The organism is Pedobacter sp. N36a, from assembly GCF_014472395.1.
Taxonomy (GTDB): Bacteria; Bacteroidota; Bacteroidia; order Sphingobacteriales; family Sphingobacteriaceae; genus Pedobacter.
Genome location: NZ_JACSZW010000011.1, coordinates 90,975 through 106,608 on the forward strand (window position 1 = coordinate 90,975; position 15,634 = coordinate 106,608).

The window sequence follows — 15,634 nt, forward strand, 5'->3', positions numbered from 1 at the left end:
AATGCATTTTTTGCCCTGTTCAATTGGATAAACAATTTTATTTAAAATATTCTCTACACCCATATAATGTTTAACAAAACAGAATTAAATGAAAAGCTCACCGCCGAATTGCGGGAGATAGCTAAAACTCAAGGTATCCTAAATGCCGATGAGTTGCGTAAAGCTGAACTGGTTGAAATCATCTCTCAAATGGCAGAGCAAGAACCAACTGCTGCACCTGTTGAAAGTGAAGCACCTGCAAAAGCGCCAAAAGTGAAAGCTGTAAAAGAAAGCTCTGCTGAGAAATCTACTAGAAAAAGGATCAGAATTACACCTAAAGAGGAAGAGGAAAGCAAGAACAGCAACTTTAACAGAGCGGCATTATTCGACAATGAGCCATCCCAGGCAAAGTCGAAATCACCAGCTGTAGCGGAAGAGAAAATTACTAACGCTCCAGAATCTGCCCAGGAGCAAACGACTGTACCAGCAACAGAAACTGCAGCAGAAGTAAGAACCGAAACGGTAGTAAATGCTCAACCGGAAATCAAAAAGCAACGTCCGGTAAGAGAAGACAACAGACCACAGAAAACACCTAACCACAACACGAATCAGAAACAAAGCGAGAACAGCTATTCAAACCTGGATTTCGACAATACCATTACCAACGAAGGGGTATTAGAGATCATGCCTGATGGTTACGGTTTCTTAAGGTCTGCGGATTATAACTACCTGTCTTCTCCGGATGATATATACGTATCACAATCTCAGATCAAATTATTTGGTTTGAAAACTGGTGATACTGTAAAAGGAAGTATCCGCCCTCCAAAAGAAGGTGAGAAATATTTCCCATTAGTGAGAGTAGAAACCATCAACGGACGTTTACCTGCTGATGTAAGGGACCGTGTTCCTTTTGACTACCTGACGCCATTATTCCCTACAGAAAGATTAAATCTGTTCACCGAAAGCAACAACTACTCGACCAGAATCATCGATTTATTTACCCCAATCGGTAAAGGACAGCGTGGCCTAATCGTAGCACAGCCTAAAACTGGTAAAACCAATTTACTGAAAGAAGTTGCAAATGCGATTGCTAAAAACCATCCAGAAGTATACCTGATCATTTTATTGATCGATGAGCGTCCGGAAGAGGTAACAGATATGGCAAGAAGTGTAAGAGCTGAGGTAATCGCCTCTACCTTCGATGAGCCTGCAGAAAGACACGTTAAAATTGCCAATATTGTTTTGGAAAAAGCAAAACGTCTGGTAGAATGCGGTCATGATGTGGTGATCTTATTAGACTCTATCACCAGATTAGCCAGAGCTTATAATACCACCGCTCCTGCTTCAGGAAAAATATTATCAGGTGGTGTGGATGCCAATGCATTGCACAAACCTAAACGTTTCTTCGGTGCGGCACGTAACATCGAAAGAGGTGGTTCACTCACCATTCTTGCGACTGCTTTAACAGATACCGGTTCGAAAATGGACGAGGTGATCTTTGAAGAATTTAAAGGAACTGGTAACATGGAATTACAGTTGGATCGTAAATTATCTAACAAACGTATCTTCCCTGCTATTGACATCACGGCATCAAGCACACGTAGAGACGATTTACTACACGATAGAGACACTTTACAACGTGTATGGATCTTGCGTAATCACCTGGCAGATATGAATGCTCAGGAAGCCATGGAATTTGTACAGCAACAAATCAGAAATACAAAAACCAACGAAGAATTCTTGATTTCTATGAATAGTTAATTAGAAATGATCATAAAACAAATACCCAATGCCATTACCTCCGCTAACCTTTTTAGCGGATGTATTGGTATTGTTTTCGCATTTAACAGCGATTTAAGAATGGCTGCGCTTTGCATTCTAATCTCCCTTTTCATCGATTTTTTTGATGGTTTTGCCGCACGCGTTTTAAACGTAAGCGGACCTATGGGCAAGGAGCTGGATTCCTTGGCAGATATGGTGAGCTTTGGCGTATTGCCATCCGTAATCCTATTCCATATCGCACCAAAAGCTATTTTTGTATATGGGAACTACTCTATCCTTTCCTACCTGGCATTCTTTATAGCTGTATTTTCTGCTTACCGATTGGCAAAATTCAACCTCGATACCAGGCAGACTGATAAATTTATAGGCGTACCCACTCCGGCCATCTCCGCAGTGATTGCATCCGTACCTTTTATCTATGAAAGTGATTCTTTTTATTTAGACAGTTCTACAACTGCCATAGCGGTATACCTGGCTTTTATTCCCCTGGCATGCTATTTACTGGTCAGTGAAATTACACTAATCGCTTTAAAATTTAAAAGCTTCGGCTTTGCTGAAAATAGCTTCAGATATATCCTGATTGTCGCTGCTATATTGCTATTAGTGATCTTCAAATTTGTGGCGATCCCACTTATTATGGTATTGTATATCGTTCTATCCATTATAGAGAATAGAACGACAAAAGTTAAAGCCGTTTCTTAAGATCGGCTTTAGCTTCATCCAATTGTCTATACAAGACTGCAACAAATGCATTAAGCTCTTGAAATGCCCCTGGCAATCCTTCAATATTAGTGAGTTCTCTGGCATTCCTTTCCATCATCTGCATGTGGTCTTTCGCATCCTCACGTCCAACATAGGCAAATGTAGGTTTGATTTTATGCGCACAGCTTGATGCCCTTGGCCAATCTTCATCTGCCAAAGCCTTTCCTAGATCTGCAACATAAGTAGGCGTTTGTGCTTTGAAAAGGTCTAGCATCTCTATAATAAATTCGGCGCTATCCCCAGACATATCCTTCAGATAAGTCAGGTCAAGTGGTTCGTTGTTCTTATTCTGGTCGATCATCAAACAAATCTAATAAATTAAATTTTTGTTACAGTTAAATTATCCTCTAATATAGCTAATATTTCTGATACACGTTTTCCGATAAGGGGATGAATTATCTCACCGGCAATCTCTGCTAAAGGAACCAATACGAATTTTCTATATTGTAGCTGAGGATGAGGGATTTGAAGCTCTTCACCCAAATCTACCACTTCTTCTCCATAGAACATGACATCAATATCAATCAGCCTTGCTCCCCATTTTTCCTTCCTTACCCGGCCCAGTTCCGCTTCAATTCCCAATACGGCTTTCAAAACTTCCAATGGACTCCGCTCAGTTTTCAGTCCTACAGCCAGGTTTAAAAAGGCAGGCTGGTCCGTTTTTCCCCAGGCAGCAGTCTCATAAAATGACGATTGCGCAAATACTGCACCTACCTGATGTCCGATTTCTACAACGGCCGCTGTTAACAGTGCTTCCCGATCCCCTAAATTACTTCCCAGTAACAAATAAACATTTTTACTATCCAACTCCATATAAAAGTCTAAGGCATTTTTTTAACTATATTTACAAATTAAATATTTAACCGTCAAATGAAAGAATTTTTTAAGTATGTTTTTGCAACTGTCGTAGGAGTTATTTTATCGGTAGTGGTGTTTTTATTCTTGTTCATCGCAATTATCGTAGGTGTCGTTTCTTCTATTGGTGATGATAAAACAGTAGTAGTCGACAATAACTCTGTACTTTACCTCAACCTGGACCAGGCTGTTACTGAACGTACTTATAGCGATCCCCTATCTGAATTACCTATCGTAGGCAATGAAGGGAAAAAAAGCATCGGCTTTACCGACATCATCAAAGCCCTGAAATCAGCAAAATATGATGACAATATTAAATGTATCTACCTGAGCGTCTCTTCTCCAAATGCGGGCTATGCCAACATGAGGGAAATCAGAGAAGCCCTGATCGACTTTAAAACCAGTAAAAAGAAAATTATCGCCTACAGCGAAGTCTATACGCAAGGTGCTTATTACTTAGCTTCAGTGGCGGATAAAATATACATCAATCCGGAAGGGGCATTGGAATTTAAAGGATTAAGCTCACAAATGCCCTTCTTTAAAGGCGCACTGGATAAACTAGGTGTGGAAATGCAAATCGTACGCGTAGGTAGTTATAAAAGTGCTGTAGAGCCTTTTATTGATACTAAAATGAGTGATAAAAACCGGGAGCAGGTCACTGCGTACGTAAGCGGACTGTATACGACCTTCCTGAATGACATCGCAAAAAGTAGAAACATCTCTAAAGACAGTCTTTTCCAGATTGCCAATGAGTATAAAATCCAGCAGCCTAAAGATGCAGAAAAGCTCAAAATGGTGGATGGACTAAGGTATAAAGACGAAATTCTTGACGAGTTAAAATCATTGAGCGGTACTAGTAAAAGCAAAAATATTACCACCATTTCTATCAATGACTACGCGAAAAATGTCATCATGGGCAGCAAAGGAAATACCAATAGAACCAAAATTGCGGTCATCTATGCCAATGGCGATATTATGGGCGGTGAAGGGGGCAATGATCAGATCGGTTCGGAAAGAATTTCCAGAGCCATCAGAAAAGCCAGAACTGACACCAGCATTAAAGCCATTGTTTTAAGAGTAAATTCACCAGGCGGCAGCGCCCTTGCTTCGGACGTAATCTGGAGAGAAGTAGTGCTGACTAAAAAAGTGAAACCAGTGATCGCTTCTTTTGGTAATGTAGCCGCATCCGGCGGATATTACATTGCCTGTGCTGCCGATTCTATCTTTGTACAACCTAATACCATTACCGGCTCAATCGGTGTATTCGGTATGATTCCTAACTTTCAGAAATTATTTAACACCCATCTTGGCGTTACATTTGATGGCGTAAAAACCGGGCAATATGCAGACATCATGAGTACCAACCGTCCAATGACTGCCGGAGAAAGACTGATCATTCAAAATAGTGTAAACCATGTCTATGATAGTTTCATTACCCGTGTAGCAGATGGTCGGAAGAAAAGTAAAACTTATATCGACAGCATCGCAGGCGGCCGTGTCTGGGTTGGAACTGATGCCGTTAAAATTGGTCTGGCCGATAGAACAGGCAGTTTCGAAGATGCCATCAAAGCGGCGGCTAAAAAAGCTAAAATCACCGACTACAGAATCGTAGAATATCCAGAAATGATTGACCCGATCAAAGCTTTACTGGAAACTTCAACTGATAAAATAAAGAGCTATTATGCCAAACAGGAACTAGGCGCCAATTACCTGATCTATGAGCAAATTAAAACTGCGGTTTCAAAATCAGGAGTACAGGCAAGAATGCCGTTTGAAGTGAATGTAAACTAAAGCAATTCAAAAAATTCAGCAGGTCTAATCTTTAATCCGCTATTCAGGGATTAAAAGATTAGACCTTTTTTTATGCATTTCCCCCCACTCCTCCCGATTCTAGGGCGACAATACCTATTCCCCATCATTAAAAAGCAAGAAAGACCAGGCATTTCCAGTTTAATCGGAAAATCGGGGCTTTTTATTTAATTTAGCATCCCCATGGAAAATAAGACCATTGCACGCAATTTGCGACTGCTTTCTCAATTGATGGAATTACACAATGAGAACCCTTTTAAGATCAAATCAGTAGCCAATGCTGGTTTAAAAGTAGATAAACTTCCTTTTGCCATTCAAGGTAAAAGCCTGGAAGAAATCGCACAGATTGACGGACTTGGAAAGAGTATTTCTGCCAAAGTCTGGGAGCTCCTGGAAACAGGTACAATGAGCGATTTACAGGAAATTCTGGAAAGAACACCAGAAGGTATTGTCGAAATGCTGGGCATTAAAGGTATCGGACCTAAAAAGATTCTTGTGATCTGGAAAGACCTCGGCATTGAAAACATCGGAGAACTTTATTACGCCTGTAATGAAAACCGCCTGATTGAAGCTAAAGGTTTCGGATTAAAAACCCAGGAAGAGATCAAAAAAATCATTGAGTTTAGGATGGCCGGACTAGGGAAATTCCTGTACGCCCATGCAGAAAGCACCGTAAATAAGCTATATACAGACCTTGCAGTGTGGTTAAACCAGATTTCTGGAGCGCCATTATTGGGTATTGCAGGCGAATACAGACGCTGCATGGAGATCATTGAAAACGTTCCTTTCTTAATCGGTGCCACTAAACCTGAAGAAGTTCAGGAGAAAATCATCGCATTCGACAGCCTTGCTTTTGAGGAACAAGCGGATGGAACTTTCCATACCACCACGCTATCCGGATTAAAGATACAAATACACATCTGTCCAAAAGAAGCATTTTACCTGAATTGGTTTAAGCTGACCGGCAATGAACAGCATGTTCATGAAGTCCTTTCTTTGGCAGGAAACGGCCCTTTTGAAACAGAAGAAGCCATCTATACAGCCGCTGGACTCGCATTTATAGCCCCTGAAATCCGCGAAGGATTAAACGAAGTACAGCTGGCAAAAGAAAACAAACTGCCAACGCTGATCAGCTACCAAGACCTGAAAGGAAGTTTACACAACCACTCCACATGGAGCGATGGTGTGCATACACTGGAGCAAATGGCTACTTTCTGTAAGGATAACCTGAAAATGGAATACTTCGGAATCTGCGACCACTCCAAATCAGCATTTTATGCCAATGGACTAAATGAGCAGCGCTTATACGCACAACACCAGGAAATCGACGCCTTAAACGCAAAACTTGCCCCTTTCAAAATCTTTAAAGGAATTGAAAGTGACATCTTAAACGATGGGTCTTTAGACTATAGTGATGATATTTTGAAAACATTCGACTTTGTTGTAGCCTCCGTACACAGCAATTTAAGAATGGATGAAGAGAAAGCTACCACCCGACTAATTAAAGCCATAGAGAACCCTTATACGACAATCCTTGGACATCCTACCGGCAGGTTGCTATTGAGCAGAAAAGGCTATCCCATTGACTATGCAAAAGTAATTGACGCCTGTGCAGCCCATAAAGTAGTCATCGAAATCAATGCCAATCCTTTACGTTTAGACCTCGACTGGCGCTGGCACCGTTACGCCTTAGAAAAAGGCGTTTTATTATCCGTTAACCCTGATGCGCATAGAATGGAAGGCTTCTACGACATGCACTATGGCGTACTGATTGGAAGAAAAGGCGGACTGGAAGCCAAACAGTGTTTAAACGCCATGACCCTCCAAGATATCTCAGAATACTTCCACAATAAAAAATAGTTATCCTTACCTTTGAGCCATGATTAGCCAGCTTTGTAATAAAATATTTCAGGATGTGATCAATGATTATCACGTTCACAATAATATAGATCAACCCATTGTAAATCCTTATCCGATTGGTACGCTAGCACATTTACTCTACATGAAATGCTGGATCGATACTGCACAATGGCACATGGAAGATGTGATTCGTAATCCGGAAATTGATCCGGTCATCGCGCTGCAATGGAAACGCCGCATTGATGCTTCTAATCAGGAACGTACAGATGTTGTTGAATATATCGACAGCTATTTCCTGGAAGAATACAAAAACATCACGCCGGCAGCAAATGCAAAGATCAATTCTGAAAGTCCGGCATGGGTAATCGACAGGCTATCCATACTGGCTTTAAAGATCTACCACATGAACGAAGAAACCCTTCGTGAAGATGCTTCTGAAGAACATAAGATCAGCTGTACTACAAAACTTAACATTCTGTTAAACCAAAGAACAGATCTTTCTGCTAGTTTAGATGAATTGATCGCTGATATTGAAAGCGGTGCAAAATACATGAAAGTTTATAAGCAGATGAAAATGTACAATGATCCAAGCATGAACCCTGTGCTTTATAACAATAAGTAATTAATGCCTAAAGAAACTGCTAAAATCTTAGTAATCCGTTTCTCAGCAATGGGGGATGTCGCTATGACTGCCCCCATTCTAAAAGAATTCAGCGAACATTATCCTTCACATCAGCTGCTGATGGTCAGCAGGCCTTTCTTTACACCTTTTTTTAACGACATAGCGCAGCTGAGTTTTCATCCTTTTGATCCTAAAGGAACACACAAAGGCTTTTTCGGACTGATAAAACTTTTCCGGGAATTGAACAGACAGGACATTACCGCAATTGCTGATTTACACAGCAACCTGAGGAGCAAAATATTATGTTTCCTTTTCCTGTTAAAAGGAATCAAATCTGTATCTGTCGACAAAGGAAGAAAAGAGAAAGCCGCATTAACCCGCAAAGCCGATAAAATTTTCATTCCTCTTGAATTGACGGTTGCACGTTATGCAAAGGTATTCCAAAAATTAGGCTTCCCTTTTACGCTTTCCAACACTTTGAAAGAACGTCATCCAGCACCATTAAAAAACCTGCTTTTCCCAGAGAAAACACAGAAGTGGATTGGCGTAAGCCCGTTTGCCCAGCATTTACAAAAGGTTTACCCCTTGCACAAAATGGAAAATGTGGTTCGTGAACTCGCAAATTTGGGCCACCACCTGTTTATTTTTGGCGGATCCCCAGAAGAAGAAGCAACCGCCAATAGCTGGGCTGCTCAACATGAAAATATTACTTCTCTGGTGCGGAAAGTTAAGCTGGATGAAGAATTAAATTTGATATCCAACCTGGATGTGATGCTCAGTATGGATTCCTCGGGAATGCACCTGGCTTCTCTAAAAAATATCCCTGTAGTCTCTGTTTGGGGTGCTACACATCCTTATGCCGGATTTTTAGGCTACGGACAATCGATAAATGACGCAGTACAAATCGATTTGTATTGTCGCCCATGTGCTGTTTATGGGAATATTCCATGCTACAGAGGTGATTTTGCCTGCATGAACAATTTAACTGAATCAACTGTTATAAATAGTGTTTTAAATAAACTAATTCATGGGCAAGCAACTTCTATTGATAAGACACGGAAAATCTGATTGGGGAAATAGCCATATTTCCGATTTTGATAGACCATTAAATGCCCGAGGGCTCAGAAATGCGCCTGAAATGGCGGACAGAATATTAAAAAAAGACCAGGTTCCTCAGTTATTGGTGAGTAGTCCGGCTGTTCGCGCACTGACTACCGCAAAGTATTTTGCCGAGGTTTGGAACAGACCCTTGACGCAGATTCAGGAAGAAACATCAATTTATGAAGCCAATGTGATGGCATTGCTGAATGTGCTGAATAAGCTGAGCGACAAATATGATACAGCAGCCTTATTCGGTCACAATCCGGGACTTACAGAATTCGCTAATTACCTGAGTAATGCGAACCTCTATAATATCCCTACCTGTGGTACAGTGCTTATTGAGTTTCCATTTGAAAAATGGGCACAGATAAGCCACCATACCGGTAATTTATTAGCTTTTGACTTTCCTAAAAGTGCTGAGGAAGACTAAAAATGCAAGTGCTTCACTGTTAAGCCATTATTAATCAACTGCTTTAAGGAGTCAATTCCAATTCTTAAATGCGTATCCACATAATTGCTGGTTACTGAGCTATCGCTTTCTGCTGTTTTCACTCCTTCAGGAATCATTGGCTGATCAGAAACCAGCAGTAATGCTCCGGTAGGAATTTTATTGGCAAATCCTGTGGTGAAAATCGTAGCAGTTTCCATATCCACAGCCATCGCACGTAATGTTTTTAAATACTTTTTAAACGCTTTATCATGCTCCCAAACCCTGCGGTTAGTGGTATAACATGTTCCGGTCCAGTAATCTCTGGAATGGTCACGAATGGTGGTAGAGATCGCTTTCTGCAAGGCGAAGGCCGGTAACGCTGGCACTTCAGCAGGCAGGTAATCATTAGAAGTACCCTCTCCTCTGATCGCCGCAATTGGTAAGATCAAATCACCCAATTGGTTTTTCTTTTTCAAACCACCGCATTTTCCTAAAAACAACACTGCTTTAGGCTCGATTGCAGTTAGTAAATCCATCATGGTCGCTGCCATCGGACTTCCCATTCCAAAATTGATAATGGTGATCCCATCAGCAGTTACACTCTGCATCGGTTTATCTAGGCCCATAATAGGTGCATCACCATGCCATTCAGAAAACATCTGTACGTATTTGCTGAAATTGGTCAATAAGACGTATTGTCCAAAATCTTCTAATGCCCTACCTGTATATCTCGGAAGCCAGTTTTTAACGATATCACCTTTAGATTTCAAACCAGATTTTACGGGAGTTTCTACCTCTTTGACTTTCTTTACTTTTTTACCCTGTTGTCCGTCTTTGTTTACTTCTAATTCTTCGTTCATATATCTCCTTTTTCTAGTATAGTTGTATTCATATTTTATTGCCGCAAGGAACTTGTCACGGTTTATTTCAAATCCTAAAATAACAAGTTAAAAAAAATCCCCGTAAAACGGGGATTAAATTATTTAGGCAGCTTTCAGCTTTTTAAAATCAGCCTTCTCAAATTTCTCCAGCGCGTATTCGAGCGTAATGCTCAACTCCTTAATGCTAGGATCGGAAGGGATGTCAAACATGGCATCCAGCATAATTGCTTCACAGATGGATCGCAAGCCCCTTGCACCCAATTTGTATTCCATTGCTTTATCTACGATGAAGTCTAAAACATCATCTTCGAAAGTCAATTTCACACCTTCAAATTCAAACAATTTCACGTACTGACGGAACAAAGAGTTCTTCGGTTCAGTCAGGATGTTACGCAATGCTGCCTTATCTAAAGGATTCAGGTGGGTTAATACGGGTACACGACCAATTAGTTCAGGAATCAGACCAAAAGATTTTAAATCCTGAGGTGTGATGTATTTATAAAGGTTTTTAAGGTCTAATTCTTCTTCGTCCTTTTTCACTTTATAACCTACTGCCTGTGTACGCAACCTATTCGCGATTTTGCGTTCGATACCATCGAAAGCTCCACCACAGATGAATAAAATATTGTTCGTATTCACAGGAATCATTTTCTGATCCGGGTGTTTACGTCCGCCCTGAGGTGGAACATTCACTATAGTCCCCTCTAAGATCTTCAATAAAGCCTGTTGTACGCCTTCTCCCGATACATCTCTGGTAATAGAAGGGTTATCGCTCTTACGCGCCACCTTATCCACCTCGTCAATGTAAACGATACCACGTTCTGCTGAGGCCACATCGTAATCCGCAGCCTGCAATAAACGCGTTAGGATACTTTCCACATCCTCGCCAACGTATCCGGCTTCGGTTAATACCGTCGCATCACAAATACAGAAAGGAACGTGTAAGATCTTCGCAATAGTTTTTGCCAATAAGGTCTTTCCAGTTCCGGTTTCCCCAACCAGCATGATGTTTGATTTCTCAATCTCCACCTCATCTGCCTGGTCTACCGATTGACCCAATCTCTTATAGTGGTTATATACCGCTACAGAAAGTACTTTCTTGGCATCATCCTGACCGATTACGTATTGGTCAATATGCGCTTTGATTTCCATTGGTTTCAATAAGGTAATCGAGGTATCCATTGGTTTCCCTTTTTTGCTTCCCAGTTCCTGAGCCAGTAACTGATTGGCTTGAGTTACACATTTATCGCAAATGTAGGCATCAAGACCTTCAATAAGCATTAAAGTATCCTGCTTACCTGATCCGCAAAAAGAGCAACGGGATTCTTTATTTTGTTTCGCCATTTTTTTCTTTGTTATTCGCTCCCAGCACTTCATCAATCATTCCAAAGCCTTTGGCTTCATCAGCTTTCATCCAGTAATCACGGTCTGAAGCTTTTTCTACCCATTCGTAATCTTGTCCGGAGTGGTTAGAAATGATATCATATAATTCTTTTTTCAGTTTCAACATTTCTCTCAGGTTGATCTCCATATCTGAAGCAACACCTTGAGCACCGCCTGAGGGCTGGTGGATCATCACACGTGAGTGTGGCAATGCAGCACGTTTTCCTTTAGCACCTGCAACAAGTAATACAGCGCCCATAGAGGCAGCCATACCAGTACAGATCGTCGCCACATCTGGTGTGATGTATTGCATCGTATCATAGATACCTAATCCTGCATATACAGAACCACCTGGTGAATTGATATAAATCTGAATGTCTCTATTGTTATCGGTAGACTGTAAAAACAGTAATTGTGCTTGTATAATGTTTGCGTTACCATCATAGATCGCATCACCTAAAAATATGATACGGTCCATCATTAAACGTGAAAACACATCCATTTGTGCCACGTTAAGCTGACGCTCTTCAATAATATAAGGAGTCATACTTTTTGGAGAGTTATTGGTAGCACCAATAAAACGATCCACGTTTAAACCATTAATACGATGGTGTTTAACAGCGTATTTTCTAAATTCGTCTTTGTCTATTTTCATCAGTATGTCTATTTTATATTTAATTCTACCCTTCTAATTTCACCAAATTAGCAAAACTAAATGGGTAAATTATTGTGGTATTGTAAAATTCTGTAATGTCTTTATATAAATAAGGCGGCCTTAATAAAGCCGCCTTATTCTAATATCGATTAAAGTATCTGGTTTTTACCCCGGATTACTTCATTTCGATGAATTTATTATAAGCTATTTCTTTTTCTTCAATAGTAGCTACAGATTTGATGTATTCAAAAACTTTAATTGCTTTTACTTCATCAAAAATACGGTTTGCATTGTCTTTCTCTTTCAAGAAAGTAGCCGTATACTGTGCCAATTGATCTTCTGGCATTGGGCTTGGGCTATACATTCTAAACTGTGCATCTAAACGTTGTTTAGCAGTTTGGAATACATCCTCATATTTGATTTCGATGCTATTGTCTTTAATTAATTTGTTTTCAATTAAAGTCCATTTCAGGTTTTTAGCGAAATCATCATATCCTTCAGCCAATTCCGCGTCAGTTAGTTTTTCGTTAGTTGCTTTTAACCACTTACGTAAAAACTCATCTGGCAATTCCATTTTCACAGATTCAGTTAGTTTCGTGTAGATGTCATTCTGCAATTTGCGATCTGCATCCTGCTGGAACATTCCTTCTACTTCTTCTGTGATTTTAGCCCTAAAGCCAGCCTCATCAGTTACCACACCTTCACCAAATAATTTATCAAAGAACTCTTGATTTAAATCAGATTCCTCTAAACGGTTTACATTTTTAACCGTTACCTGGAATTTCGATTTTACTTCTTTAGCTTCTTCTTCAGGAATGTTTAACAATTTGGCAATGATCACCTCATTGTTATCAAACGCTTTCTGAACATCTAATTCCACAACATCGTCTTTTTTCAAACCAACTAAGGTTTTCAAAATCTTTTTATCAGTTACCTGATCTAAACGAATAGATCCAGTACTGGTGATGCCACCTTCAAAAACTGAACCATCAGCAGAAAGTTGTGCTAAATCGGCATAAAGGACGTCATCTTCTGCCGAAACTTCAGGGTTTGTCATTTTGCCATAGCTTCTTCTGATATTTTTGATACGTGAAGCCAATGTTTCAGCATCTGCTTTAACTACGTATTGTGTAAATTTATCTTTAGCTGTGATTTTTACCTCTACTGCTGGTGCCAAACCTAATTCATAGTCAAACTCGAATTCATCAGTACCATCCCATTTGTATTCTTTAGTATCATCCATGATTGGTAATGGCTGACCAAGAACTTCCACTTTATTATCTGCAAGGTGCTTGCTTAAAGTTTCGCTCAATAGGGTATTGATTTCTTCCACTAAAATGTTTCTGCCGAACATTTTCTTAATATGTGCTGCAGGAACCATTCCTTTACGAAAACCAGGAAGGTTTGATTTTTTAGCTTGTTCTCTTATAGATTTATCAACCTTTTCAGTATAATCTTCAGGTGAAATCTTAATTTTTACAACCGCGTTTAAGTCGTTAATTTTTTCCTGTGTAATGTTCATCTTTCTGAATCAATAATTATTAATGTCTATATACAAAAAATCCCCCGTGTTCCGGAGGAACTTTTATTGCGGAAGAATTGACTCCAATCCACCGCTCAAATTTCCCTTTCGAGGGCGCAAATATATTCTTTTTTGTTGATTTCAAAGCCTATAATTGAAAATATTACGCTACTGAGTATCTGAATCTCAGCGCCCCAAAGGTTAAATAAACAGGCAATATACCGCAGTAAAAACCTACCTTCATTTGCACCTTCAATGACAACCTGCTTGCAGCTTCATTTTCTGCACATCATTAAGTTTAACCGGAAGAACGGTTAAAAAATAGAAAACAGACCAGTAAAATGATTGGATATTAGTGCTATGCTCAGCGCCGATGAAGAAAAAAGCTTTCAAAATTAGCTGAAAATAAAAAAGGTGATCGCTTTTGCAAGTTATCACCTTTTTTGTGCGGAAGAAGGGACTCGAACCCCCACGCCGTGAAGCGCCAGATCCTAAGTCTGGTGCGGCTACCAATTACGCCACTTCCGCAGTTAGGACATTCCCTTTCGGGATTGCAAAGATAGAATAGTTTTTTAAAAACACATAAATATTTTAAATAAAAAATATGTTTTTTCGATCCCCAATAAGCAGCCTTTCTTTTTACCTCAAATAATCAGGCATTTAGCTAATCAATCATTCCTGATCGGGGCCACAAATAAAGGACAAATGAATAGACCTGTCCTGAGCCGTATTTACCCAAGCTCTACTAAGTTGTTAAAAGAGCTCTGGCAGCGTCTTGGGCCCTAGCAGGACCCTACCAGCCCCCTACTAGAACTCAGCCAGGGCTTTAAAAGGATAGCGCACAAACACCACATGCCATCACCTGACAGCAACGTCCTGAGGTGGAAAAAAACTGAAATTTTTGGATAAAAAAAAACAGCCCTTTCGGGGCTGATTTTTCAAATGTGGTGCGGAAGAAGGGACTCGAACCCCCACGCCGTGAAGCGCCAGATCCTAAGTCTGGTGCGGCTACCAATTACGCCACTTCCGCAATTAGGATGTTCCCTTTCGGGATTGCAAATATAGATATTGTTTTTATACTTAAAAACTCTTTTTCAATTATTCAGCGGCACTTTAGCTAACCTATTGATCTTGCAGGATTTAATTTTCAATCTTTTTTTCAGCCCCTTAAAATCAACACTAAAAACAACGGATTTAGTACAATTCTTTCTGCAATTGAAATAAATATTGAACCGCTTTTACCAATCTGCTGCCATACCAGGAGAACATTTCACCATCCACCAGCATCACTTTTGCATTCGGTAATGCCTGTCTGATTTCTTCCAGATGTTTTTCTTTAAAAGGATAAGGTTCTGAGGATAGAAACACCAGATCTGGATTCAGCCCTGCGAGTGTTTCCAAATCCATTTCGGGATAACGGTTTTCTTTAACCACATTGTTCAGGCCATTCATAGCCAGCATCTGATTGATAAACGTGTTTCTTCCAGCCAGCATATAAGGTCCCTTCCAAATCAGGTAAGCCACTGATTTATTCAGGCCATTTTGCAAAGTTAAAGTTTGCAGATCATTGAATCCAGCGGTAATCAGGTGATGAAGATACGCAGATTCGGGCTGCCGATCTACCAGCACTCCTATTTCTGTAATCGTTCTTTTCGCCCCATCTAAATCATGAATATCGCTCATCCATACCGGAAATTCGACCATTAATTCTTCAATCTGCCCCTGTTCATTCTCTTCCTTATTTCCAATGATCAGATCAGGTTTCAAACTCCTGATCAGCTCCATATTTAGTTTCTTGGTACCGCCAATTTTAGTCTTTTCTTTAAACTTGGCCTCCGGATGAATACAGAATTTGGTAATCCCAATCACTTCTGTATCCAGTCCCAGCTCAAACAATAATTCGGTCTGAGATGGGACTAGTGAGATGATCCTTTTTGGCGGATAATTAACATTTATACTGCGATTAAGCTGATCTGTAAAACGACGTTGCATC

General features: G+C 40.2%; 14 protein-coding genes and 2 tRNA genes. 7 read left to right on the plus strand and 9 right to left on the minus strand.

Annotation, left to right across the window (positions count from 1 at the left end):
• The first annotated feature begins 66 nt into the window (after positions 1-66).
• Entirely contained in the window at positions 67-1,740 is a 1,674-nt protein-coding gene (rho, locus tag H9X96_RS19290; RefSeq protein WP_187667842.1) for a transcription termination factor Rho, read from the plus strand.
• Between the two features lie 6 nt (positions 1,741-1,746).
• A complete protein-coding gene (gene pssA / locus H9X96_RS19295) occupies positions 1,747-2,463 on the plus strand; it encodes a CDP-diacylglycerol--serine O-phosphatidyltransferase (protein WP_187667843.1) in 717 nt (238 codons plus the stop codon).
• On the opposite strand, the gene H9X96_RS19300 is transcribed toward pssA, so the two are convergent.
• Both H9X96_RS19300 and folK read right to left on the minus strand, forming a co-directional pair.
• On the minus strand, positions 2,447-2,824 hold the full coding sequence (locus H9X96_RS19300; RefSeq protein ID WP_187667844.1) for an Hpt domain-containing protein: 378 nt from the start codon (positions 2,822-2,824) through the stop codon (positions 2,447-2,449). The genes pssA and H9X96_RS19300 overlap by 17 nt on opposite strands.
• Positions 2,825-2,841: 17 nt before the next feature.
• Positions 2,842-3,336: a 2-amino-4-hydroxy-6-hydroxymethyldihydropteridine diphosphokinase gene (gene folK, locus H9X96_RS19305; protein WP_187667845.1), complete on the minus strand. Its 495-nt coding sequence runs from the start codon at positions 3,334-3,336 to the stop codon at positions 2,842-2,844.
• 57 nt (positions 3,337-3,393) lie between these two features.
• Here folK and sppA point away from each other — a divergent pair, with 57 nt between their 5' ends.
• The 5 genes from sppA (at position 3,394) to H9X96_RS19330 (ending at position 9,200) form a co-directional block, all read left to right on the plus strand.
• Positions 3,394-5,169 (plus strand): signal peptide peptidase SppA, encoded by a 1,776-nt coding sequence (sppA, locus tag H9X96_RS19310; protein WP_187667846.1) that lies wholly within the window; start codon positions 3,394-3,396, stop codon positions 5,167-5,169.
• A gap of 201 nt (positions 5,170-5,370) precedes the next feature.
• Positions 5,371-7,047: a DNA polymerase/3'-5' exonuclease PolX gene (locus tag H9X96_RS19315; RefSeq protein WP_187667847.1), complete on the plus strand. Its 1,677-nt coding sequence runs from the start codon at positions 5,371-5,373 to the stop codon at positions 7,045-7,047.
• Positions 7,048-7,066: 19 nt separating this feature from the next.
• The gene (locus H9X96_RS19320; RefSeq protein ID WP_187667848.1) at positions 7,067-7,669 is read left to right on the plus strand and encodes a DUF4254 domain-containing protein; all 603 of its coding nucleotides are present in this window, start codon (positions 7,067-7,069) and stop codon (positions 7,667-7,669) included.
• A 3-nt stretch (positions 7,670-7,672) separates the two neighbouring features.
• Positions 7,673-8,737: a glycosyltransferase family 9 protein gene (locus H9X96_RS19325; protein WP_187667849.1), complete on the plus strand. Its 1,065-nt coding sequence runs from the start codon at positions 7,673-7,675 to the stop codon at positions 8,735-8,737.
• Complete coding sequence (locus H9X96_RS19330; RefSeq protein ID WP_187667850.1) at positions 8,697-9,200, plus strand: histidine phosphatase family protein; 504 nt, start codon at positions 8,697-8,699, stop codon at positions 9,198-9,200. The genes H9X96_RS19325 and H9X96_RS19330 overlap by 41 nt, the downstream gene beginning before the upstream one ends.
• Here H9X96_RS19330 and H9X96_RS19335 read toward each other — a convergent pair.
• The 7 genes from H9X96_RS19335 to H9X96_RS19365 form a co-directional block, all read right to left on the minus strand.
• Entirely contained in the window at positions 9,197-10,060 is an 864-nt protein-coding gene (locus tag H9X96_RS19335) for an AMP nucleosidase (protein ID WP_187667851.1), read from the minus strand. The genes H9X96_RS19330 and H9X96_RS19335 overlap by 4 nt on opposite strands.
• Positions 10,061-10,183: 123 nt before the next feature.
• Complete coding sequence (gene clpX, locus H9X96_RS19340; RefSeq protein ID WP_187667852.1) at positions 10,184-11,425, minus strand: ATP-dependent Clp protease ATP-binding subunit ClpX; 1,242 nt, start codon at positions 11,423-11,425, stop codon at positions 10,184-10,186.
• A complete protein-coding gene (gene clpP, locus H9X96_RS19345; protein ID WP_062547320.1) occupies positions 11,409-12,119 on the minus strand; it encodes an ATP-dependent Clp endopeptidase proteolytic subunit ClpP in 711 nt (236 codons plus the stop codon). Before clpP ends, clpX begins: the two co-directional genes overlap by 17 nt.
• Before the next feature lie 175 nt (positions 12,120-12,294).
• Positions 12,295-13,641 (minus strand): trigger factor, encoded by a 1,347-nt coding sequence (gene tig / locus H9X96_RS19350; protein ID WP_187667853.1) that lies wholly within the window; start codon positions 13,639-13,641, stop codon positions 12,295-12,297.
• A 446-nt stretch (positions 13,642-14,087) separates the two neighbouring features.
• Positions 14,088-14,169 (minus strand) — tRNA-Leu (locus tag H9X96_RS19355).
• A gap of 417 nt (positions 14,170-14,586) precedes the next feature.
• Positions 14,587-14,671, minus strand: a tRNA-Leu gene (locus tag H9X96_RS19360).
• A 164-nt stretch (positions 14,672-14,835) separates the two neighbouring features.
• Entirely contained in the window at positions 14,836-15,633 is a 798-nt protein-coding gene (locus tag H9X96_RS19365; protein ID WP_187667854.1) for an ABC transporter substrate-binding protein, read from the minus strand.
• Position 15,634 lies beyond the last annotated feature (1 nt).